The following is a 19467-nucleotide window of genomic DNA, read 5'->3' on the forward strand; positions in this document are numbered from 1 at the left end:
AAAGCGTCAGCGGCGCATGGCCCCGCTCCAGGCTCTAGCGAACGCCCTGCTTGCGCACGATCGCCATCGCGATCTCCAGCGACTGCTCGTAGTTCAAGCGCGGATCAACACTGGAACGATAGGCACGCTCCAGGTCACGCTCGGTCAGCTCCCGCGCGCCGCCGGTGCACTCGGTGACGTCCTCCCCGGTCAGCTCCAGATGCACGCCGCCCAGGCGCGTACCGGCCGCGGCATGCAGGTCGAACGACAGCTCGACCTCGTTGCGGATGTTGTCGAAGCGGCGCGTCTTGAAGCCATTGCTGGTGCTCTCGGTATTGCCATGCATCGCATCGCACACCCACAGCACCCGCCGGCCGTCGCGCTTCACCGCGTCCAGCAAGGGCGGCAGCTTCTCGACGATCTGCGTCGCGCCCATGCGGTGGATGAAGCTCAGTCGGCCCGGCTCATCGTCCGGGTTGAGCACGTCGATCAGGCGCAGCAGCTGGTCCGGCTGCACCGACGGCCCCACCTTGATCGCGATCGGGTTGCGAACGCCGCGCAGGTACTCCACGTGTGCACCGTCCAGCGCGGCGGTACGCATGCCGATCCACGGGTAATGCGTGCTGAGGTTGAACCAGCCGGTCTGGCGCGGCACCTGCCGGGTCAACGCCTGCTCGTAGGGCAACAACAGCGCCTCGTGCGAGGTGTAGAAATCCACCCGGTTGAGGTTGTGCACCTGCGCGCCGGAGAGCGTCTCCATGAAGCGCACCGCATCGCCGATCGAGGCCACCATCTCCTGGTACTCCCCGGCCAGCGGCGAGCAGCGCATCCACGCCAGGTTCCAGTACTCTGGGTGGTGCAGGTCGGCGAAGCCTCCATCGATCAACGCCCGCACGAAATTCATCGTCAGCGCCGAGCGCGAGTGCGCGGTGATCATCCGCTGCGGGTCCGGCACGCGCGCGGCCTCGGTGAACTCCGGTGCATTGATCACGTCACCGCGATAGCTCGGCAGGGTCACGCCATCGCGTGTCTCGGTATCGGCAGAACGCGGCTTGGCGTACTGGCCGGCGAAGCGTCCGACCCGGATCACCGGCTTGCGCAGGCCGTGCACCAGCACCAGGCTCATCTGCAGCAGCACCTTGAGCCGGTTGGAGATGGTGCCCGACCCGCAGTCGGCGAAGTTCTCGGCGCAATCGCCCCCCTGCAACAGGAAGCGCTTGCCCTCCTGCGCCTCGGCCAACTGCTGCTTGAGCGCGAAGATCTCCCAGGAGGTCACCAGCGGCGGCAGTTGCCGCAATTCGGCCAGCGCCGATTCCAGCGCCGCCGCATCAGGATAGGCCGGCATCTGCAACGCCGGCCGGCCACGCCAGCTGTCGGGCGCCCAGGTCGAATCGATGGCGGCCACGGGCTGGGAGGGGGACAAACTCATGGGGATTACCGTTTCAGTACGTGGGAAATAGTCAGAACAGGCGCGTCTTGCGCGCGCGGAAGCCTGCATACAGGGCACCCAGGCCCAGCAGCACGAACCACACCAGGCTCCACATCGGCATGCTCAGGCCCAGGAACGTCCAGTCGATGTTGCCGCAATCACCGGTGCCGGTCAGCACGGTGCGGAACACCTCGAACGGGCCCATCGTTTCGGCCAGGAAGCTCAGCGGCGGACCACAGCTGCTGCCCAGGTCCTTCGGCAGCAACTGCACGTAGACGTGGCGCCCAGCGATGCCCATGCCGACGGCCGCGGCGAGGAACACCAGCACGCCATAGAACGCGCGCCCGCCGCGACTGGCCGGCCCGTGCAGGGCGCCGAGCAGGAACAGCACGCCCACCGCCGCAAAGGCGATGCGCTGATAGATGCAGAGCGGACACGGCTCCAGGCCCATCCTGATCTGCATGAAGATCGCGAACGCCAACAGCCCGGCGCAGACCAGGAAACCGGTCAGGCACTGGGCCCGAAAACTCCACCGCAAAGGATTCATCACATCAACCCGTTTCAACCATCCGGCAAGAGTACCAGCCCGGCCGCAGTGCAACAGCACCTGCGGCCATGACGACTTCCCATAAGCAGAAAGCCCGGCCAAGGCCGGGCTTCTGTTTCATCCCTTGCAGGATGGAAGGTCGCGATTACTCGGCGACTTCTTCAGCAACGGCGGCCGGACGGTCGACCAGCTCGACGTAGGCCATCGGAGCGTTGTCGCCGGCACGGAAGCCGCACTTCAGCAGGCGCAGGTAGCCGCCCGGACGGGTGGCGTAGCGCGGGCCCAGGATGGTGAACAGGTTGCCGACGGCTTCCTTGTCACGCAGGCGGGCAAAGGCCAGGCGGCGGTTGGCGACGGAGTCGACCTTGGCCAGGGTGATCAGCGGCTCGGCAACGCGGCGCAGTTCCTTGGCCTTCGGCAGGGTGGTCTTGATCAGCTCGTGCTTGAACAGCGAGGCAGCCATGTTCTTGAACATCGCTTCGCGGTGGGCGCTGGTGCGGCTGAACTTACGGCCAGACTTCTGGTGACGCATGGGACAGATTCCTTAGATTGAATGATGAGACGTTGGACTTCGTTGTCGCCGTCGTGGCGTTGCTGCATGGACTGCGGATGGTCCTGGCCGCCCTATCCCTGGACGACCGGCGCAGCGGCCTTGTCAGCCGTCTACGCGGGTACTGCCTACAACATTCCCCCGCATGGTCACCCATGCGGGGGAACAGATGCTGCTATCAACCAAGCATGCCGTGAGCGGCGACACCGGCCGGCGGCCAGTTCTCCAGCTTCATGCCAAGCGACAGGCCACGCTGAGCCAGCACTTCCTTGATTTCGGTCAGCGACTTCTTGCCCAGGTTCGGGGTCTTGAGCAGTTCCACTTCGGTCTTCTGGATCAGATCACCGATGTAGTAGATGCTCTCGGCCTTCAGGCAGTTGGCCGAACGCACGGTCAGCTCCAGGTCGTCGATCGGGCGCAGCAGCACCGGATCCACGCCGTTGTTGGCCGGCTTGGCCGCACCGCGATCGCGGTGGGTGAAGTCACCGAACACCGACAGCTGATCGCTGAGGATGTCGGCCGCGGTGCGGACGGCTTCCTCGGCATCGATCGTGCCGTTGGTTTCGATATCGATGACCAGCTTGTCCAGGTCGGTACGCTGCTCGACGCGGGCCGCTTCCACCGAATAGGCGACGCGACGGACCGGCGAGAACGAAGCGTCCAGCACCAGACGACCGATCGCACGCGACTCTTCGTCCGGACGGCGGCGCGAGGCAGCCGGCTGGTAGCCGAAGCCACGCTCGATCTTCAGACGCATGTTGATCGCCGCGTCCTTGGTCAGGTGGCAGATCACGTGGTCGCCGTTGATCACTTCGACGTTATGGTCAACCTTGATGTCGGCAGCGGTCACGATGCCCGGGCCCTGCTTGGACAGGGAGAGCGTGGCGCTGTCGCCGGAATGCATGCGAATGGCCACGTCCTTCAGGTTCAGCAGGACTTCGAGCACGTCCTCCTGCAGGCCTTCCAGCGTGGTGTACTCGTGAAGCACGCCGTCGATCTCGACTTCGGTAATGGCGAAGCCCGGGATGGACGACAGCAGCACGCGACGCAGGGCGTTGCCCAGCGTATGCCCGTAACCACGCTCCAACGGTTCGATCACGACCTTGGCGCGGGTCTCGGTAAGGCGTTCGATCTGCGGACCGCGAGGACGCAGAACCTGGTTTGCGGTAACCGTCATGTTGCGGGTTCTCCTGCGAACCTCCGGTGCAACCCGGAGGTTCTCCATTGTGAATTACTTCGAATACAACTCGACGATCAGCGCTTCGTTGATATCCGCAGGCAGGTCGGCGCGATCCGGAACGGCCTTGAACACGCCGCTGAACTTCTTCGAATCGACTTCGACCCACGACGGGCTGAGGTCGTGCTGTTCAGCGACAACCAGGGCTTCCTGGACGCGCAGCTGCTTGGCAGCCTTCTCGGACAGGGCGATCGCGTCGCCAGCCTTGACCTGGTACGAAGCCAGGTTCACCGACTTGCCGTTGACCGTGACGCCGCGGTGCGAGACCAGCTGACGGGCAGCCGGACGGGTCACAGCGAAGCCCATGCGGTAGACGACGTTGTCCAGACGGGTTTCCAGCAACTGCAGCAGGTTCTCGCCGGTGTTGCCCTTCTTGGTCGAGGCCTTCTTGTAGTAGTTGCGGAACTGACGCTCCAGCAGACCGTAGATACGCTTGACCTTCTGCTTTTCACGCAGCTGGGTGGCGTAGTCGGACAGCTTGCCCTTGCGGGCGGTCGCGCCGTGCTGGCCGGGCTTCTGCTCCAGCTTGCACTTGGAGTCCAACGCGCGGGCCGGGCTCTTCAGGGAGAGGTCGGCGCCTTCGCGGCGGGCGAGCTTACAGGTAGGACCGATATAACGAGCCATTTCTTATCGCTCCTTTAGACGCGACGCTTCTTCGGCGGACGGCACCCGTTGTGCGGGATAGGCGTCACGTCGATGATGTTGGTGATCTTGTAGCCGACGTTGTTCAACGAACGCACGGCCGACTCACGGCCCGGACCCGGACCCTTGATGCGGACTTCCAGCGACTTCAGGCCGTAGTCCAGCGCAGCCTTGCCAGCCTTTTCGGCGGCAACCTGGGCAGCGAACGGAGTCGACTTACGCGAGCCACGGAAACCGGCGCCACCGGAGGTCGCCCAGGACAGTGCATTGCCCTGGCGGTCGGTGATGGTCACGATGGTGTTGTTGAACGAAGCGTGGACGTGGGCAACGCCGTCGGTGACGACGCGCTTGATCTTCTTCTTGGTCTTAGCAGCAGCGGGCTTAGCCATTTTCTAGGGTCCCTTACTTCTTCAGAGCCTTGCGCGGACCCTTGCGGGTGCGAGCATTGGTCTTGGTGCGCTGGCCGCGCAGCGGCAGGCCGCGACGGTGACGCAGACCGCGGTAGCAGCCCAGGTCCATCAGACGCTTGATTGCGATGCCGACTTCACGACGCAGGTCGCCTTCGACGATGTACTTGCCCACTTCAAGGCGCAGACGGTCGATTTCCGGCTCCGACAGGTCGCGGATCTTGGTGGTCGAAGTAACGCCTGCGGCTTCGCAGACCTTCTTCGAGCGGGTACGGCCGATGCCGTAAATGCTTTGCAACCCGACCCAGACATGCTTCTGGGCTGGCAGGTTGACGCCTGCAATACGCGCCATGACGCGGTTCTCCAGCTGAGTGATGGCCGAATACGCACCGACAGGCGCGCCAATCCGGCAGGATGGATCAAAAAAGTGAACTAGCGATACTAACAAGGTCTTGGTTTGCTTGGAAGCCCGTGGAACACAAGGTTCCATGGACCCGGCATGGGGAGTGTGCCCATGCTCCGGCGCCGGATGTGCCTGGCAGGAAGGTTGCCCTTCAAGCCGCCCGCGCTACTCCCGCGCGGAACAACCACATCGCACCCCCACCCAAGACCGCTGCGGGGACCGCCCTTCTGTCTGGAAGGCCTGCCCCGGGTACCGGGGCGGCCTTGACCGCTATGAAGCGGAAAGTATACCGGGTGAATCAGCCGCGTGCAAAACCGCCGCGGTTGCCGCCCTTCAGGTTGGCCTTCTTGAGCAGGCTCTCGTACTGGTGCGACATCAGGTGGGCCTGGATCTGGGCAATGAAGTCCATCACCACGACCACCACGATCAGCAGCGAGGTGCCACCGAAGTAGAACGAGGCATTGAGCTGCGTGCGCATGATTTCCGGCAGCAGGCAGACAATGACCAGGTACAGCGAGCCCGCGGCCGTCAGGCGGGTCAGCACGGCGTCGATGTATTCGGCGGTGGCCTTGCCCGGACGGATACCCGGGATCAGCGCACCCGACTTCTTGAGGTTGTCGGCGGTTTCCTGCGAGTTGAACACCAGCGCGGTGTAGAAGAACGCGAAACCGGTGATCAGCGCGGCGAACACGATCATGTGCAGCGGCTCGCCCGGACCCAGCGCGTTGGCGACCTTTTGCAGCCAGGTCGCGGAGCTGGCCTGGCCGGACCACATCGCCAGGGTGGCCGGGAAGGCCAGGATGCTGGAGGCGAAGATGGCCGGGATCACGCCCGCCATGTTCAGCTTCAGCGGCAGGAACGAGGTCTGGTTCATGTACGCATTACGGCCACCCTGACGGCGGGCGTAATTGACGGTGATGCGGCGCTGGCCGCGCTCGACGAACACCACGAAATAAGTGAAGGCCAGCACCACCAGGGCGATGATCAGCAGCGAGATGAAGCTCATGCTGCCGTCGCGGAACGCTTCCACGGTGTGGATCACGGCGGCCGGCAGGCCTGCCACGATGCCGGCGAAGATGATCAGCGACACACCGTTGCCGATGCCACGCTCGGTGACCTGCTCGCCCACCCACATCAGGAACATGGTGCCTGCGGTCAGCGCCACGATGGCGGTGAACACGAAGGCCAGGCCCGGGGCGTACACCACCGGGGCACCGCCCGGCGACAGCTGGTTCTGCAGCGCCAGCGCGATACTGCCGCCCTGCACCACCGCCAGCAGCACCGCGCCGATGCGCGAATACTGGGTGATCTTGCGACGACCGGACTCACCTTCCTTCTGCATCGCCTTGAGCGCGGGGAAGATGTGGACGGCCAGCTGCATCACGATCGATGCCGAGATGTACGGCATGACGTTCAGCGCGAAAATGCTGAAACGGTGCAGGGCGCCGCCCGAGAACATGTTGAACATGTCCACGATACCGCCGCCCTGCGCCTGCATCAGCGCAAGCATGGCATCGGGATTGACGCCCGGCACCGGCACGTAGCAGCCGATGCGATAGACGAGCAATGCCCCGAGTACGAACAGAAGACGCTGGCGAAGTTCCGTGAACTTGCCCATCCCGCCCGCGAGGTTACCGATGCCAGCTTGCGCCATGTTCCAGTTACTCCTGTACGCTGCCGCCGGCAGCTTCGATCGCAGCCTTGGCGCCGGCGGTAGCCGCAACACCCTTCAGGGTGAACGCCTTGGTCAGCTCGCCCTTCAGGACGACCTTGGCCTTCTTGGCAGTGGACGGGACCAGCTTGGCGGCACGCAGTGCCGCGAAGTCGATCTCACCCGCTTCCAGACGGTCCAGGTGGTAGGACAGCACTTCAGCGGTGTCCTTGGCCATCTTGGAACGGAAGCCGATCTTCGGCAGACGGCGCTGCATCGGGGTCTGGCCGCCTTCGAAGCCAGCCTTGATCTTGCCGCCACCCTTACGGGCGAACGAACCCTTGTGGCCGCGGCCGGCAGTCTTGCCCAGGCCCGAGCCGATACCGCGACCGACGCGGGTACGCTCGGTGCGGGCGCCCGGTGCCGGGCTCAGTTCATTGAGACGCAGAGTCATGGTCGATTACTCCTCAACCTGGACGAGGTACTGAACCTTGTTGATCAGGCCGCGAACCTGCGGGCTGTCCTTCAGTTCACGCACATCGTTGAGCTTGTTCAGGCCCAGGGCACGCACCGACAGGCGGTGACGCGACTGGGTTCCACGCAGGCCGCGCACCAGGCGCACCTTCACGGTCTTGTTGGACTCATTAGCCATGGTTGAGTTCCTCCACCTTCTTGCCGCGCTTGGCCGCGATGCGAGCCGGCGACTGCGCAGCAGCCAGGCCCTTCACGGTGGCACGCACCAGGTTGATCGGGTTACGCGAACCGGTGGCCTTGGCCAGCACGTTCTTCACGCCAACGGCTTCCAGCACGGCGCGCATGGCACCGCCGGCGATCACGCCGGTACCTTCGGAGGCCGGCTGCATGAACACGCGGGCTGCGCCGTGACCATCCTTGATGGTGTGCCACAGGGTGCCGTTGTTCAGGTCAACGTTGACCAGGTTCTTGCGCGCCTGCTCCATCGACTTCTGGATGGCGACCGGCACTTCGCGGGCCTTGCCATAACCAAAACCGACCTTGCCTTCGCCGTCGCCGACCACGGTCAGGGCGGTGAAGGTGAACTGGCGACCGCCCTTGACGGTCTTGCTGACGCGGTTGACCGCGACCAGCTTCTCGATCATGCCGTCGTCGACTTTCTCTTCGCGGTTACGGTCGCGATCACGACCCCGCTGCTGACGTTCTTCTGCCATGTTGATTCCTTGATTGGTTGGGTATGTACGGCTCGGGGCCGCTTATGGTTGTGGTTTACAGCGGTGTTTCACCGGCAACTGCAGAAGAGTTGCCGGTGCCCGGTACGACCTGTACCGGCAGGCAGGCGGAAAGGGGCACACGGCCCCTTCCCTATTCCTTAGAACTGCAGGCCGCCTTCGCGGGCAGCTTCGGCCAGAGCCTTGATGCGGCCGTGGTAGCGGTAGCCCGAGCGGTCGAAAGCGACCTTCTCGATACCGGCAGCCTTGGCGCGCTCGGCGATGATCTTGCCGACCTTGGCAGCAGCGTCGCAGTTCTTGCCGTTCTTCAGGCCTTCCTTGACGTCGGCCTGGGCGGTGTTGGCCGAAGCCAGCACCTTGGAGCCGTCGGCAGTGAAGATCTGCGCGTACAGGTGCTGGCCGGTACGCAGCACCGACAGGCGAGCAACGCCCAGGGTACGGATGTGCGAACGGGTCGACTTGGCGCGACGCAGACGGGCGATGTTCTTGTTCATGTTCTTTATCCTCGAAAGCTGAAAACCTAGGAATTAGGCCTTCTTGGCTTCCTTGCGAATGATGACTTCACCGGCGTACTTCACACCCTTGCCCTTGTAGGGCTCCGGCGGACGGTAACCGCGGATCTTGGCAGCGACTTCACCGACGACCTGCTTGTCGGCGCCCTGCACGACGATTTCCGTCTGCGTCGGGGTCGACAGGGTGATGCCTTCCGGCGCCACGAACACGACAGGATGCGAGAAACCCAGCGACAGGTTCAGGTCCTTGCCCTGCATGGCAGCGCGGTAACCCACGCCGACCAGCTCGAGCTTGCGCTCGAAACCTTCGGACACTCCCTGGACCATGTTGGCCAGGATGGCGCGCACGGTACCGGTCAGGGCATCAAAGGAGATGTCCTTCGGGTTCAGGGTGACAACGCCGTTGTCGATGGAGATTTCAACGCCGGCGGCCTTGTTCAGCGACAGGGTGCCCTTCGGGCCCTTCACGCTGACGGATTCCGGCTGGATGTTCAGTTCAACGCCCTTGGGCAGGTTGATCGGCTTCTTGGCTACGCGGGACATAGTGGACTCCTTCCCTTAAGCCACAAAGCACAGGACTTCGCCGCCGACGCCCTGCTGGCGCGCCTGCGCATCAGTCATGATGCCCTTGGAGGTGGAAATGATGGCGATGCCCAGGCCGTTGAGGACCTTCGGCAGCTCGGACTTGCCACGGTACTGGCGCAGACCCGAACGCGAGAAGCGCTTCAGGGTAGCGATGACCGGCTTGCCCTCGAAGTACTTCAGGACGATTTCGAGCTCGGCCTTGTTGTTTTCCAGCTTGTTGACGCGCAGGTCGGCGATGTAACCCTCGTCCTTCAGGACCTGGGCAATTGCCACCTTGATCTTGGACGACGGGGCTTTCACCGTCTGCTTGCCAACCGCGGCCGCATTCTTGATGCGGACCAGCAGGTCGGCGATGGGATCAGTCATGCTCATGTAGATACCTTTGAGTGCACCGATATCCGCTTTCGCGAAAATCTCGTGTTTTCCTGGGATGGGCCAGGGCCCTTACCGCACCGGCCAGCCCATTTCGGGCAGGCAAGAAGCGGGATTATACGACAAAAAGTCCGACTTGCGTCGGACTCTTTGAATTACCGTCAGGTTGCCCTTCCGGCGACCTGGCCGGGCCTTGCGGCCCGGACCGGGTTGTTGCTTACCAGCTGGCCTTGCGCAGGCCCGGCACGTCGCCGCGCATGGTGGCTTCGCGCAGCTTGTTGCGGCCCAGGCCGAACTTGCTGTACACGCCACGCGGACGGCCCGACAGCTCGCAACGGTTGCGCTGGCGGCTCGGCGACGAATCGCGCGGCAGCTTGGACAGCTTGGTTGCGGCTTCGATCTTCTCTTCGTAGGTCGCGTCAACGGAGGACACGATCTTCTTCAGAGCTGCACGCTTGTCGGCGTACTTCTTGGCCAGCTTTTCCCGCTTGATGTCGCGGTTGACCATGGAGGTCTTTGCCATTTCGGTATCCTCGACGAATCAGTTACGGAACGGGAACTTGAACGCTGCCAGCAGCGCTTTGGCTTCCGCGTCGGTCTTGGCGGTGGTCGTGATGGCGATATCCATACCGCGGATCGCGTCGACGGCGTCGAAGTCGATTTCCGGGAAGATGATCTGTTCCTTCACGCCCATGTTGTAGTTGCCACGACCGTCGAACGAACGACCCGACACGCCGCGGAAGTCACGCACGCGCGGCAGCGAGATGTTGATCAGGCGGTCCAGGAACTCGAACATGGTGTCACGACGCAGCGTGACCTTGCAGCCGATCGGCCAACCATCACGGATCTTGAACGAAGCCACCGAGACGCGCGACTTGGTGACCACCGGCTTCTGGCCGGTGATCTTGGTCATGTCGGCAACGGCGTTCTCAAGAACCTTCTTGTTGGTTGCAGCTTCGCCCACACCCATGTTCAGGGTGATCTTGACCAGGCGCGGCACTTCCATCGGATTGGTGTAGCCGAACTGCTTGGTCAGCGCCGGCACCACTTCTTCCTTGTAAAACTTTTCGAGACGGGAATTCATCAATTCATTCCTCAGGCGTCGAGCGCCTCACCGCTGGAGCGGAACACACGCAGTTTGCGTCCATCCTCCAGCACCTTGAAGCCAACGCGCTCGCCCTTGCCCGTTGCCGGGTTCAGGACATTGACGTTGGAGATATGGATCGAAGCTTCACGCTCGACCACGCCGCCGGCAACGCCTGCCTGCGGGTTCGGCTTGGTGTGGCGCTTGACGATGTTCACGTTGGCGACGACCACGCGGTCGCCGTCGACGCGAACGACTTCGCCCTGCTTGCCCTTGTCCTTGCCGGTGTTGACGACGACCTGGTCGCCCTTCTTGATACGGTTAGCCATGATTATCTCCTGGCGCTCACAGAACTTCGGGAGCGAGCGAGACGATCTTCATGAACTTCTCCGAACGAAGTTCACGGGTCACCGGCCCAAAGATGCGGGTGCCGATCGGCTCTTGCTTGTTGTTGAGCAGGACCGCGGCGTTGCCGTCGAAGCGGATCAGCGAGCCATCGGCGCGACGCACACCCTTGCGGGTACGCACCACGACGGCGTCATACACTTCACCCTTCTTGACCTTGCCGCGCGGAATTGCGTCCTTCACGGTGACCTTGATGATGTCGCCGATGTGGGCATAACGGCGCTTGGAACCACCCAGCACCTTGATGCACATCAGTTCCTTGGCACCGGAGTTGTCCGCGGCGTCGAGGTAGCTCTGCATCTGGATCATGATTCAGATCTCCTTATTCAGCCGCACGCGTGATGACTTCCACCACGCGCCAGTTCTTGGTCTTGGACATCGGAGCAATCTCGGTCACGCGCACGATATCGCCTTCGTTGCAGGCGTTTTCGGCGTCGTGTGCGTGCAGCTTGGTCGAACGCTTGATGTACTTGCCGTACAGGGCGTGCTTGACCTGGCGCTCCACCAACACGGTGACCGTCTTGTCCATCTTGTTGCTGACGACACGGCCTTCGACCGTGCGCAGCGTCTTGCTTGCGTTATTTTCGCTCATAGCAGCCATCCTTACTTCGTGCTGCCGATCAGGTGCTTGACGCGAGCAATCTCGCGGCGCACCCGGCGGGTTTCATGGGTCTTCGGCAGCTGGCCGGTGACCTGCTGCATGCGGAGCGAAAACTGCTCCTTACGCAGGTCGGTCAGGTGGGCCTTGAGTTCGTCAGCCGACTTCTCGCGGAGTTGTTTGATGTCCATCAGCGCACCGTCCGGGTCACGAAAGTGGTGGTCACCGAGAGCTTGGCAGCGGCCAGGCGGAACGCCTCGCGTGCCACTTCCTCGGTAACGCCCTCGACTTCATAAATCATGCGGCCGGGCTGGATCTGAGCGACCCAGTATTCCACGCCACCCTTACCGGCACCCATTCGGACTTCGATGGGCTTCTTGGTGATGGGCTTGTCGGGGAACACGCGGATCCACATCTTGCCGCCGCGCTTGACGTAGCGGCTGATCGAGCGGCGAGCCGCTTCGATCTGACGCGCGGTCAGCTGACCGTGAGCGGTTGCCTTCAGGCCGTACTCGCCAAAGCTGACGGCATTCGCGCTCCAGCTCAGGCCGTCGTTACGGCCCTTGAACATCTTGCGGTATTTGGTTCGCTTGGGTTGCAACATTGCCGTTACCTCGCTTCACGAGCCGGGCGCGACGGACGGTCGCCACGGTCGCCGCGATCGTTACGATCGTTGCGCGGGCTGTCGTCCTGCTTTTCCTGGCCAACCTGGGAGAAATCAAAGACTTCGCCCTTGTAGATCCAGACCTTGATGCCGATGATGCCGTAGGTGGTGCTGGCTTCAGCGAAACCGTAGTCGATGTCAGCGCGCAGGGTGTGCAGTGGCACGCGGCCTTCGCGGTACCACTCCGAACGGGCGATTTCGGCGCCGTTCAAGCGGCCAGCCACGTTGACCTTGATGCCCAGGGCACCCAGGCGCATCGCGTTGCCGACCGAACGCTTCATCGCGCGGCGGAACATGATGCGACGCTCCAGCTGCTGCGCGATCGACTCGGCAACCAGCTGTGCATCCAACTCAGGCTTGCGAACTTCGGTGACGTTGATGTGCGCCGGGACGCCCATCATCTCGCTCACTTCCTTACGCAGCTTTTCGATGTCCTCACCGCGCTTGCCGATCACCACGCCCGGGCGGGCGGTGTGGATCGTCACGCGTGCGGTCTTGGCCGGACGCTCGATCAGGATCTTCGAGATGCCGGCCTGAGCCAGCTTCTTGCGCAGCATTTCGCGCACTTTCAGGTCGGCTGCCAGGTAACCAGCGAACTCGGCCTTGTTGGCGTACCACTTGGAGTTCCAGTCCTTGGAAATACCGAGGCGGATACCAACCGGATGAACTTTATGACCCATGGTCTTTATCCTTTCCGCTTACTTGCCGGCGCCCACAACCACAGTGATGTGGCTGGTGCGCTTGAGGATGCGGGTACCGCGGCCTTTCGCCCGCGCCATGAAACGCTTCAGGGTGGGACCTTCATCAACCATGATGGTCTTGACCTTCAGCTCGTCGACGTCAGCGCCCTGGTTGTTTTCGGCATTTGCGATAGCCGACTCCACCACCTTCTTGATCAGGTGGGCAGCCTTCTTGTCCGAAAACTTCAGCAGGTTGACCGCACGCTCGGCCGGAAGGCCACGGACCTGGTCAGCGACCAGACGTGCCTTCTGCGGGGAGATGCGCGCGGTGCGCAGGATTGCTTTCGCTTCCATTGTCATCTCTCCTTACTTGCCCGACTTCTTGTCAGCGCCGTGACCCTTGAAGGTCCGGGTGACAGCGAATTCGCCGAGCTTGTGACCGACCATGTTCTCGTTGACGAGAACCGGGACGTGGTTCTTGCCGTTGTGCACGGCAATCGTGAATCCAACCATTTCCGGCAGGATCATGGAGCGGCGCGACCAGGTCTTGATCGGCTTCTTGCTGCCCGCAGCGGCCTCCACCTTCTTGACGAGGTGGTGATCGACGAACGGGCCCTTCTTGAGTGAACGTGCCATGGTCGATTAGCCCCTACGATCGCGGACGATGAACTGCTGAGTGCGCTTGTTATGGCGCGTCTTGTAACCCTTGGTCGGGACACCCCACGGGGTGACCGGATGCGGGTTACCCTGGCCGGCCTTGGCCTCACCACCACCGTGCGGGTGGTCAACCGGGTTCATGGCCGCACCGCGGACGGTCGGCTTGACACCGCGCCAACGCTTGGCACCGGCCTTACCCAGCTTCTCGAGGTTGTGCTCGTCGTTGCCGACTTCACCAATGGTGGCGCGGCATTCGACCGGCACCTTACGCATTTCACCCGAGCGCAGGCGCAGGGTGGCGTAGATGCCTTCACGAGCAACCAGCTGCACGCCTGCACCAGCGGCACGGGCGATCTGGGCGCCCTTGCCCGGCTTCAGCTCGATCCCGTGGACGGTGGTACCGACCGGGATGTTGCGCAGCGGCAGGGTGTTGCCGGTCTTGATCGGGGCGTGAGCACCCGAGATGACCTGGTCACCCGCCTTGAGGCCCTTCGGGGCGATGATGTAGCGACGCTCGCCGTCGACGTAGCACAGCAGGGCGATGTGGGCAGTGCGGTTCGGATCGTATTCGATACGTTCCACGCGTGCCGGAATGCCTTCCTTGTTGCGCTTGAAGTCGATCAGACGGTAGTGCTGCTTGTGACCACCGCCCACGTGACGGGTGGTGATGCGACCGTGGTGGTTACGACCACCGGACTTGCTCTGCGGCTCCAGCAACGCTGCGTGCGGTGCGCCCTTGTGCAGATCGGGCGTGACCACGCGCACGGCCGAACGACGGCCTGCGGAGGTGGGCTTGAATTTCATCAATGGCATGGGATGTACCTCAGGCCTTGGCCGTTACATCGATGGACTGGCCATCGGCCAGACGCACGTACGCCTTGCGCCAATCGCCGCGACGGCCAGCGCGGTTACGGAAGGACTTGTTCTTGCCCTTGACGTTGACCACGTTGACGGCCTCGACCTTGACGTCGAACAGCTGCTCAACCGCGGCCTTTACATCGGCCTTGGTGGCTTCGTTCGAGATCTCGAAGACGTACTGGTTGGAGAGTTCCTGCAGGCGCGCGGTCTTTTCGGAGACTCGCGGAGCGCGCAGCACGCTGAAGATTTTTTCGTTGCTGCTCATGCCAGCCACTCCTCGACCTTCTTGACCGCGTCAGCGGTGATGACGACCGTGTCGGCACCGACCAGAGCGACCGGATCCAGGCCCTGGACGTCACGCACCTGCACGTAGGGCAGATTGCGGGCCGACAGGTACAGATGCTCGGAAGCTTCTTCGGTGACGATCAGCGGACGCTTGCCCACTTCCAGGCCAGCCAGCTTGCCGATCAGACCCTTGGTGCTGGTCGCTTCCACGTCGAAGGACTCGACGATGGTCAGGCGGCCCTGGCGGTTCAGCTCGGACAGGATGGCGCACATGGCGGCGCGATACTGCTTGCGGTTGACCTTCTGCTCGAAGCTGCGCGGCTTGGCCGCGAAGGTGACACCACCGCCGACGAAGATCGGAGCGGTCAGGGCACCGTGACGTGCGCCACCACCCTTCTGCTTCTTCGACTTCTTGGTGGTACCAGCCACTTCAGAGCGCGTCTTCTGTGCCTTGGTGCCGGCGCGAGCGGCGTTGCGGTAAGCAACGACGACCTGGTGAACCAGATCTTCGCTGAAATCGCGGCCGAACACGGCTTCGGAGACCGAGACCTTGTTGTTGCTACCCGTGATAACGAGTTCCATCGTCATCTCTCCTTATGCCTTGCTCGCCGGACGCACGATCACGTCACCACCGGCTGCGCCAGGCACGGCGCCGCGGATGGCAATCAGACCACGCTCGACGTCGACCTTGACCACTTCCAGGTTCTGCGTGCTCTGCTGCACGGCACCCATGTGGCCGGACATCTTCTTGCCCGGGAAAACGCGACCCGGGGTCTGGCGCTGACCCAGCGAACCCGGCGCGCGATGCGACAGCGAGTTACCGTGGGTTGCATCGCCCATACGGAAGTTGTGGCGCTTGATGGTGCCCTGGAAGCCCTTACCCTTGGTGACGCCCTGGACGTCAACCGTCTGGCCGACTTCAAAGATGTCTGCCTTGATTTCGCCGCCGACGGTGAAATCACCGACCTGGGCGTCTTCAACGCGGAATTCCCACAGGCCGCGGCCCGCTTCCACCTTCGCCTTGGCGAAGTGGCCGGCTTCCGGCTTGTTGACCAGCGCAGCGCGACGGGCGCCGACGGTCACCTGCACGGCGCTGTAGCCGTCGGTTTCGACGGTCTTGATCTGCGCGATGCGGTTCGGGGTGGCTTCAATCAGGGTCACCGGGATGGAGCGACCATCTTCGGTGAAAACGCGGCTCATGCCGGCCTTGCGGCCCACGAAGCCCAACGAATACTTCTTCGTCATGGTCGTAGTCCTCAGGTCAGCTTGATCTGCACGTCGACGCCGGCAGCCAGTTCGAGCTTCATCAGCGCGTCCACGGTCTTGTCGTTGGGGTCGACGATGTCGAGCACGCGCTTGTGCGTGCGGGTCTCGTACTGGTCACGCGCGTCCTTGTCGACGTGCGGGGAGACGAGAATGGTGTAACGCTCGATCTTGGTCGGCAGGGGGATCGGGCCACGCACTTGCGCGCCGGTCCGCTTTGCCGTTTCAACGATCTCGCTGGCCGAACGGTCGATCAAGCGATGATCGAACGCCTTCAACCGAATCCGGATCTTTTGGTCCGCCATGACGGTGTTCCTATAGGTCTAAAGAGCGACGGGACTGGCCTCTGTGTGTACCAGCCCCCATGAAAACGACGGTCGGCGCCAAAGCACCTCCCGCCAACGAGAATCCCTTCAAAACAGCAAGGCGGCCCGGTTACCCGGCCCGCCCCAGACATCTTCAAACGCACAGAAAACACCCCGTATTACCGGAGTGCCCCATGCGACCTGTCCTTGTCTGGCGAATACGAGGTACGTCCTGTGCCTCATTTCGCTGGTTGCGAGGGCCATGAAAACCATGACCTTCGCGAGTGGTCGTGCATTCTGTCAGTATTTTCCGGCACTTGCAAGCCAAGCCCTGGCGACGTCACCAACGCTTCAGGTTCGGGCCAGCCAGGCGAGCCTCGCCCCTATTCGTGCGCAGCGGTCCCGGTGGCGCCAGCCTGCAGCAGGCTGTTGAACAGCAGCTTGAACGAGGCATGGGTCTGGGCCCGGAAGGTGATGTCGGTCCCGAAGAACGTCAACCGCCCTGCCCCCATCCCGGCTTCGGCCGCCAGCACGCCGCCCTGCAGGTGTTCCTGGCCCCAGGCCCAACCACTGCGCAGCGGCCTGGGGCCGTCGAAGCGCAGCAGCGGCTGGATGTCGGCGCGGCCGGCGGGCAGATCCAGCACCGGCGCATTATCCCAGCGACCGTCGGAGAAATACACATCCAGCCGTGCCGGCAGCCCCCAATTCAGCGGCTGCGCCTTGTCCACCGCCACCTCCAGCACACTGCCGGGGATGTAGTACTCCCGCTGGCTCAATGGCTTGAGTTGGCCGGCAGCATCGGGCTTGCGCAGATGGCTGGCCACCGGCAACCCCAGCTGCAGCGCCAGGCCACTGGAAGAACCGGTCGCGACCACGTGGCCGCCCTGCCCCATGAACTGGCGCAGCGCCGCCACCGCAGGCTCACCCTGCAGTTCGCCCAGCATGGAGCGATACTCCGCCGGGATGGTCGCCGGATCCGGCGAAGCCGGCGTACGCCCGGCCTTGCCCTCGATGGCCAGCTCGGCCGGCAGCGGCAACGCGCCACTGGGCAGCAGCAGGACGTCGAAGCGCTGGCGCAGCTCCCCGGCCAGGATCTGCTGCGGGTAGACCACTTCGTAGTCGAAGCCGAAGTTCTCCAGCACCAGCCGCGTCCAGCCGGACACCATCGAACCGCCATAGCGGTCCCACAGCGCGATCCGCGGCGCGCGCAGCGGCGCCTCAGCCACCACACCGGCAGGCGCGACGGCGGCGGCCACACCCGTCCCCTGCAGGGCCACCGCCAGTGCATCAGCCTCGACCCCGGCAACCAGGAAGGCGCCATCGCGCGACGGCACCCGGCTGACCCGGGCCCCGGCCTTCAGCAGGCGATTGACCGCAATGAACGCATTGTTGACCCGCGCATCCAGCAACCAACCGCGGGACGACGCCGGCACCGGCACATCGGCCGGCGCCTGCAACTGGCCGACGGGCAGCACCGCGAACGGACCCTCGAAGGCCTCCAGCACCCGGTCGAAGGCCACGCCCATCTGGAAGGCCAGGGTCCAGCCCGCCGAATCGTACGGAGCGATCGGCGGCCCGCCTTCATACTCGAAGTCGTGCGGGTGGTCCTGTGGCTCGAACATGTCACGCACATGGGCACGGAACGCCTGGTCGGCACGCACCACGAACGAACCGGCCGGATACGACTTGCCGGCCACCACGAATGCACGCGATGCGCGCTGCACCTCCACGCCGGCCAGCTGCAGCGCGTTGACGAAGGCCACCGCGGTGGGCAGGTCGGCCTGGTCGGCCGGAATGATGTAGCCACGGGCATCACGCTGGTCCGGGCGCTGCAGCCACTGCGCCACCTGCCGCGGCCCCAGCCCGTCCTGCGGCGCGTCCGTTGCAGCGGCCTTGGCCTGCGCAGCCGCTTCGGCCAACCGCGTCGGGCTTGCGGTCCAGGTGTCGGTGCTGCCGCGCGCGATGGCATTGCGCCCCATCCAGTAGATGTTCCACAGCAGCTGCTCGCGGTGACGCGAGGCGTAGTCCAGCAACGCCCAGTTCGCGGTCAGGCTGTAATCGATGGATTGGCGGAAATGCCAGGTCTGCGCCGCCACCGGCGCCGGCAGGTTGCTGTCCGGCAATTGCCGCTCCGGCAGATAAGGGATCTGCATCGGCGTCGGATTGCCGACAATCTCGGTCAGCACGCCCAGCATGTTGTGGAAGTACGGCATGGTGCGCAGCCCGCCATTCCACCAGGTCGAGTACACGCTGCCGCCCTTGGACACCGCGCCAGGCTTGTTCTCCTGCAGGTAGCGCAGGTTCATCGCCGAACCCAGCGCCTCCAGCCCCACCGGGATCATCGGGTCGATGTTGTAGTTGTACGGGTCGCGATACGGCGGTATCACGATCACCGTTCCCTTCGGCGCGGCCTGGTGGTGGTTGTAGACGATCTGCGGGTACCACCGCGTGTACATGGCCAGGTTCATGTTGCGCGTTTCCTGCAGCGCCGCCATGTAGAAGTCACGGTTGTTATCGTGCCCGGCGTATTTCTGGTAGAGCCGCTGCGGCTTGTCCAGCACCCGCTTGGCCGGCACCGGCTCGCGCATGTACCAGTCCGAATACAGCTCCTGGCCGTCGGGGTTGGCATGTACCAGCAGCACGATGGTGTCATCGAGGATGCGGCGGGTCTCGGCATCATCACGACTGGCCAGCTGCCACACCGTCTCGATCAGCTGGTGCGGCCCGACCGTCTCGTTGGCATGCAGGCCGCCGTCGATCCAGACCACCGCCTTGCCCTGCTCGGCCAACGCACGCGCAGCCTGCGCGTCGTCACGCGCCCGCGCCAGCCGCTCGGAGATGCCGCGGTATTCCTCCAACCGTGCAAGATTGGCCGGCGAAGAGGCGATCAGCATCAACTGCGGGCGCCCTTCGGAACTCTTGCCCAGCTCCACCAGGCGGAACCGGTCCGAGCTGGCCGCCACCTTGCGGAAGTACGCCTCGGTCTGCGTGTAGTTGGCCAGCATGTAGTCGTCGCCGATGTCGAAACCGAAGTGTGACTTCGGTGATGGCACGGCCGCCTGCAGCGTACCCACGCCCGCCAGCGCCAGCCCGGCCACCAGCAGTGAACGCCGCAGCGTCTCGAAAAAGCCCATCCCAGTTCCTCCCTA

The 19467-nt window shown here is 63.6% G+C and carries 30 protein-coding genes; all 30 read right to left on the reverse strand.

All coding sequences use genetic code 11. The features are described from left to right. Nucleotides 1–34: 34 nt before the first annotated feature. Nucleotides 35–1408, reverse strand: coding sequence for a 3-deoxy-7-phosphoheptulonate synthase class II (locus IB227_RS05470; protein ID WP_192286592.1), 1374 nt, complete (start codon nt 1406–1408; stop codon nt 35–37). 31 nt (nt 1409–1439) lie between these two features. Further along, nucleotides 1440–1955: a disulfide bond formation protein B gene (locus IB227_RS05475; protein WP_192286593.1), complete on the reverse strand. Its 516-nt coding sequence runs from the start codon at nt 1953–1955 to the stop codon at nt 1440–1442. Between the two features lie 145 nt (nt 1956–2100). Further along, nucleotides 2101–2487, reverse strand: a complete 387-nt coding sequence (gene rplQ / locus IB227_RS05480) for a 50S ribosomal protein L17 (RefSeq protein ID WP_132862515.1) — start codon at nt 2485–2487, stop codon at nt 2101–2103. 196 nt (nt 2488–2683) lie between these two features. Continuing rightward, nucleotides 2684–3682 (reverse strand): DNA-directed RNA polymerase subunit alpha, encoded by a 999-nt coding sequence (gene rpoA, locus IB227_RS05485; protein ID WP_132862514.1) that lies wholly within the window; start codon nt 3680–3682, stop codon nt 2684–2686. Between the two features lie 54 nt (nt 3683–3736). Next, entirely contained in the window at nt 3737–4366 is a 630-nt protein-coding gene (gene rpsD / locus IB227_RS05490) for a 30S ribosomal protein S4 (RefSeq protein WP_057633112.1), read from the reverse strand. Between the two features lie 14 nt (nt 4367–4380). Beyond that, nucleotides 4381–4773, reverse strand: a complete 393-nt coding sequence (gene rpsK, locus IB227_RS05495; protein WP_054657227.1) for a 30S ribosomal protein S11 — start codon at nt 4771–4773, stop codon at nt 4381–4383. A 13-nt stretch (nt 4774–4786) separates the two neighbouring features. Further along, complete coding sequence (rpsM, locus tag IB227_RS05500; protein ID WP_054663350.1) at nt 4787–5143, reverse strand: 30S ribosomal protein S13; 357 nt, start codon at nt 5141–5143, stop codon at nt 4787–4789. 349 nt (nt 5144–5492) lie between these two features. Next, a complete protein-coding gene (gene secY / locus IB227_RS05505) occupies nt 5493–6848 on the reverse strand; it encodes a preprotein translocase subunit SecY (protein WP_132862513.1) in 1356 nt (451 codons plus the stop codon). 7 nt (nt 6849–6855) lie between these two features. Then, nucleotides 6856–7299, reverse strand: a complete 444-nt coding sequence (gene rplO, locus IB227_RS05510) for a 50S ribosomal protein L15 (protein WP_132862512.1) — start codon at nt 7297–7299, stop codon at nt 6856–6858. A gap of 6 nt (nt 7300–7305) precedes the next feature. Next, nucleotides 7306–7497 carry a 50S ribosomal protein L30 gene (gene rpmD, locus IB227_RS05515; RefSeq protein WP_005408214.1) on the reverse strand — a complete coding sequence of 64 codons (192 nt, stop codon included), beginning with the start codon at nt 7495–7497 and terminating at the stop codon, nt 7306–7308. After that, the gene (rpsE, locus tag IB227_RS05520) at nt 7490–8032 is read right to left on the reverse strand and encodes a 30S ribosomal protein S5 (RefSeq protein ID WP_132862511.1); all 543 of its coding nucleotides are present in this window, start codon (nt 8030–8032) and stop codon (nt 7490–7492) included. The genes rpmD and rpsE overlap by 8 nt, the downstream gene beginning before the upstream one ends. A gap of 158 nt (nt 8033–8190) precedes the next feature. Next, nucleotides 8191–8544: a 50S ribosomal protein L18 gene (gene rplR / locus IB227_RS05525; protein ID WP_132862510.1), complete on the reverse strand. Its 354-nt coding sequence runs from the start codon at nt 8542–8544 to the stop codon at nt 8191–8193. Between the two features lie 33 nt (nt 8545–8577). Continuing rightward, the gene (gene rplF, locus IB227_RS05530; RefSeq protein ID WP_192286594.1) at nt 8578–9105 is read right to left on the reverse strand and encodes a 50S ribosomal protein L6; all 528 of its coding nucleotides are present in this window, start codon (nt 9103–9105) and stop codon (nt 8578–8580) included. Nucleotides 9106–9120: 15 nt separating this feature from the next. Further along, on the reverse strand, nt 9121–9519 hold the full coding sequence (gene rpsH, locus IB227_RS05535; RefSeq protein ID WP_132862508.1) for a 30S ribosomal protein S8: 399 nt from the start codon (nt 9517–9519) through the stop codon (nt 9121–9123). Between the two features lie 217 nt (nt 9520–9736). Next, complete coding sequence (gene rpsN / locus IB227_RS05540) at nt 9737–10042, reverse strand: 30S ribosomal protein S14 (RefSeq protein WP_132862507.1); 306 nt, start codon at nt 10040–10042, stop codon at nt 9737–9739. Between the two features lie 18 nt (nt 10043–10060). Continuing rightward, nucleotides 10061–10603 (reverse strand): 50S ribosomal protein L5, encoded by a 543-nt coding sequence (gene rplE / locus IB227_RS05545; protein WP_132862506.1) that lies wholly within the window; start codon nt 10601–10603, stop codon nt 10061–10063. Nucleotides 10604–10614: 11 nt separating this feature from the next. Beyond that, on the reverse strand, nt 10615–10932 hold the full coding sequence (gene rplX / locus IB227_RS05550) for a 50S ribosomal protein L24 (protein WP_132862505.1): 318 nt from the start codon (nt 10930–10932) through the stop codon (nt 10615–10617). A gap of 16 nt (nt 10933–10948) precedes the next feature. Beyond that, entirely contained in the window at nt 10949–11317 is a 369-nt protein-coding gene (rplN, locus tag IB227_RS05555; RefSeq protein ID WP_019186153.1) for a 50S ribosomal protein L14, read from the reverse strand. A gap of 13 nt (nt 11318–11330) precedes the next feature. Then, entirely contained in the window at nt 11331–11600 is a 270-nt protein-coding gene (gene rpsQ / locus IB227_RS05560; protein WP_132862504.1) for a 30S ribosomal protein S17, read from the reverse strand. A gap of 11 nt (nt 11601–11611) precedes the next feature. After that, nucleotides 11612–11797 (reverse strand): 50S ribosomal protein L29, encoded by a 186-nt coding sequence (gene rpmC / locus IB227_RS05565; RefSeq protein WP_054657204.1) that lies wholly within the window; start codon nt 11795–11797, stop codon nt 11612–11614. Next, the gene (rplP, locus tag IB227_RS05570) at nt 11797–12210 is read right to left on the reverse strand and encodes a 50S ribosomal protein L16 (protein WP_057629593.1); all 414 of its coding nucleotides are present in this window, start codon (nt 12208–12210) and stop codon (nt 11797–11799) included. Before rplP ends, rpmC begins: the two co-directional genes overlap by 1 nt. 5 nt (nt 12211–12215) lie before the next feature. Beyond that, on the reverse strand, nt 12216–12950 hold the full coding sequence (rpsC, locus tag IB227_RS05575) for a 30S ribosomal protein S3 (RefSeq protein ID WP_132862503.1): 735 nt from the start codon (nt 12948–12950) through the stop codon (nt 12216–12218). Nucleotides 12951–12968: 18 nt separating this feature from the next. Then, nucleotides 12969–13304 carry a 50S ribosomal protein L22 gene (gene rplV, locus IB227_RS05580; RefSeq protein WP_132866034.1) on the reverse strand — a complete coding sequence of 112 codons (336 nt, stop codon included), beginning with the start codon at nt 13302–13304 and terminating at the stop codon, nt 12969–12971. A 12-nt stretch (nt 13305–13316) separates the two neighbouring features. Further along, entirely contained in the window at nt 13317–13586 is a 270-nt protein-coding gene (gene rpsS, locus IB227_RS05585; protein WP_132862502.1) for a 30S ribosomal protein S19, read from the reverse strand. A gap of 6 nt (nt 13587–13592) precedes the next feature. Then, the gene (rplB, locus tag IB227_RS05590) at nt 13593–14420 is read right to left on the reverse strand and encodes a 50S ribosomal protein L2 (protein WP_132862501.1); all 828 of its coding nucleotides are present in this window, start codon (nt 14418–14420) and stop codon (nt 13593–13595) included. Nucleotides 14421–14430: 10 nt separating this feature from the next. Continuing rightward, nucleotides 14431–14730: a 50S ribosomal protein L23 gene (gene rplW, locus IB227_RS05595; protein ID WP_132862500.1), complete on the reverse strand. Its 300-nt coding sequence runs from the start codon at nt 14728–14730 to the stop codon at nt 14431–14433. Beyond that, nucleotides 14727–15332, reverse strand: coding sequence for a 50S ribosomal protein L4 (rplD, locus tag IB227_RS05600; protein ID WP_054668595.1), 606 nt, complete (start codon nt 15330–15332; stop codon nt 14727–14729). The genes rplW and rplD overlap by 4 nt, the downstream gene beginning before the upstream one ends. Before the next feature lie 12 nt (nt 15333–15344). Beyond that, nucleotides 15345–15995 carry a 50S ribosomal protein L3 gene (gene rplC, locus IB227_RS05605; protein ID WP_132862499.1) on the reverse strand — a complete coding sequence of 217 codons (651 nt, stop codon included), beginning with the start codon at nt 15993–15995 and terminating at the stop codon, nt 15345–15347. Between the two features lie 11 nt (nt 15996–16006). Further along, entirely contained in the window at nt 16007–16318 is a 312-nt protein-coding gene (gene rpsJ / locus IB227_RS05610; protein ID WP_010341589.1) for a 30S ribosomal protein S10, read from the reverse strand. A 383-nt stretch (nt 16319–16701) separates the two neighbouring features. Continuing rightward, the gene (locus IB227_RS05615) at nt 16702–19452 is read right to left on the reverse strand and encodes a M14 metallopeptidase family protein (protein ID WP_192286595.1); all 2751 of its coding nucleotides are present in this window, start codon (nt 19450–19452) and stop codon (nt 16702–16704) included. Nucleotides 19453–19467: the final 15 nt, after the last annotated feature.

Source organism: Stenotrophomonas sp. STM01 (assembly GCF_014852135.1).
GTDB classification, from domain to species: Bacteria; Pseudomonadota; Gammaproteobacteria; order Xanthomonadales; family Xanthomonadaceae; genus Stenotrophomonas; species Stenotrophomonas capsici.

What these genes read in the sequence shown, in the direction of transcription:
- IB227_RS05470 (WP_192286592.1), bottom strand. Translation starts at nt 1,408, where the DNA reads ATGAGTTTGTCCCCCTCCCAGCCCGTGGCCGCCATCGATTCGACCTGG.
- IB227_RS05475 (WP_192286593.1), bottom strand. Translation starts at nt 1,955, where the DNA reads ATGAATCCTTTGCGGTGGAGTTTTCGGGCCCAGTGCCTGACCGGTTTC.
- rplQ (WP_132862515.1), bottom strand. Translation starts at nt 2,487, where the DNA reads ATGCGTCACCAGAAGTCTGGCCGTAAGTTCAGCCGCACCAGCGCCCAC.
- rpoA (WP_132862514.1), bottom strand. Translation starts at nt 3,682, where the DNA reads ATGACGGTTACCGCAAACCAGGTTCTGCGTCCTCGCGGTCCGCAGATC.
- rpsD (WP_057633112.1), bottom strand. Translation starts at nt 4,366, where the DNA reads ATGGCTCGTTATATCGGTCCTACCTGTAAGCTCGCCCGCCGCGAAGGC.
- rpsK (WP_054657227.1), bottom strand. Translation starts at nt 4,773, where the DNA reads ATGGCTAAGCCCGCTGCTGCTAAGACCAAGAAGAAGATCAAGCGCGTC.
- rpsM (WP_054663350.1), bottom strand. Translation starts at nt 5,143, where the DNA reads ATGGCGCGTATTGCAGGCGTCAACCTGCCAGCCCAGAAGCATGTCTGG.
- secY (WP_132862513.1), bottom strand. Translation starts at nt 6,848, where the DNA reads ATGGCGCAAGCTGGCATCGGTAACCTCGCGGGCGGGATGGGCAAGTTC.
- rplO (WP_132862512.1), bottom strand. Translation starts at nt 7,299, where the DNA reads ATGACTCTGCGTCTCAATGAACTGAGCCCGGCACCGGGCGCCCGCACC.
- rpmD (WP_005408214.1), bottom strand. Translation starts at nt 7,497, where the DNA reads ATGGCTAATGAGTCCAACAAGACCGTGAAGGTGCGCCTGGTGCGCGGC.
- rpsE (WP_132862511.1), bottom strand. Translation starts at nt 8,032, where the DNA reads ATGGCAGAAGAACGTCAGCAGCGGGGTCGTGATCGCGACCGTAACCGC.
- rplR (WP_132862510.1), bottom strand. Translation starts at nt 8,544, where the DNA reads ATGAACAAGAACATCGCCCGTCTGCGTCGCGCCAAGTCGACCCGTTCG.
- rplF (WP_192286594.1), bottom strand. Translation starts at nt 9,105, where the DNA reads ATGTCCCGCGTAGCCAAGAAGCCGATCAACCTGCCCAAGGGCGTTGAA.
- rpsH (WP_132862508.1), bottom strand. Translation starts at nt 9,519, where the DNA reads ATGAGCATGACTGATCCCATCGCCGACCTGCTGGTCCGCATCAAGAAT.
- rpsN (WP_132862507.1), bottom strand. Translation starts at nt 10,042, where the DNA reads ATGGCAAAGACCTCCATGGTCAACCGCGACATCAAGCGGGAAAAGCTG.
- rplE (WP_132862506.1), bottom strand. Translation starts at nt 10,603, where the DNA reads ATGAATTCCCGTCTCGAAAAGTTTTACAAGGAAGAAGTGGTGCCGGCG.
- rplX (WP_132862505.1), bottom strand. Translation starts at nt 10,932, where the DNA reads ATGGCTAACCGTATCAAGAAGGGCGACCAGGTCGTCGTCAACACCGGC.
- rplN (WP_019186153.1), bottom strand. Translation starts at nt 11,317, where the DNA reads ATGATCCAGATGCAGAGCTACCTCGACGCCGCGGACAACTCCGGTGCC.
- rpsQ (WP_132862504.1), bottom strand. Translation starts at nt 11,600, where the DNA reads ATGAGCGAAAATAACGCAAGCAAGACGCTGCGCACGGTCGAAGGCCGT.
- rpmC (WP_054657204.1), bottom strand. Translation starts at nt 11,797, where the DNA reads ATGGACATCAAACAACTCCGCGAGAAGTCGGCTGACGAACTCAAGGCC.
- rplP (WP_057629593.1), bottom strand. Translation starts at nt 12,210, where the DNA reads ATGTTGCAACCCAAGCGAACCAAATACCGCAAGATGTTCAAGGGCCGT.
- rpsC (WP_132862503.1), bottom strand. Translation starts at nt 12,950, where the DNA reads ATGGGTCATAAAGTTCATCCGGTTGGTATCCGCCTCGGTATTTCCAAG.
- rplV (WP_132866034.1), bottom strand. Translation starts at nt 13,304, where the DNA reads ATGGAAGCGAAAGCAATCCTGCGCACCGCGCGCATCTCCCCGCAGAAG.
- rpsS (WP_132862502.1), bottom strand. Translation starts at nt 13,586, where the DNA reads ATGGCACGTTCACTCAAGAAGGGCCCGTTCGTCGATCACCACCTCGTC.
- rplB (WP_132862501.1), bottom strand. Translation starts at nt 14,420, where the DNA reads ATGCCATTGATGAAATTCAAGCCCACCTCCGCAGGCCGTCGTTCGGCC.
- rplW (WP_132862500.1), bottom strand. Translation starts at nt 14,730, where the DNA reads ATGAGCAGCAACGAAAAAATCTTCAGCGTGCTGCGCGCTCCGCGAGTC.
- rplD (WP_054668595.1), bottom strand. Translation starts at nt 15,332, where the DNA reads ATGGAACTCGTTATCACGGGTAGCAACAACAAGGTCTCGGTCTCCGAA.
- rplC (WP_132862499.1), bottom strand. Translation starts at nt 15,995, where the DNA reads ATGACGAAGAAGTATTCGTTGGGCTTCGTGGGCCGCAAGGCCGGCATG.
- rpsJ (WP_010341589.1), bottom strand. Translation starts at nt 16,318, where the DNA reads ATGGCGGACCAAAAGATCCGGATTCGGTTGAAGGCGTTCGATCATCGC.
- IB227_RS05615 (WP_192286595.1), bottom strand. Translation starts at nt 19,452, where the DNA reads ATGGGCTTTTTCGAGACGCTGCGGCGTTCACTGCTGGTGGCCGGGCTG.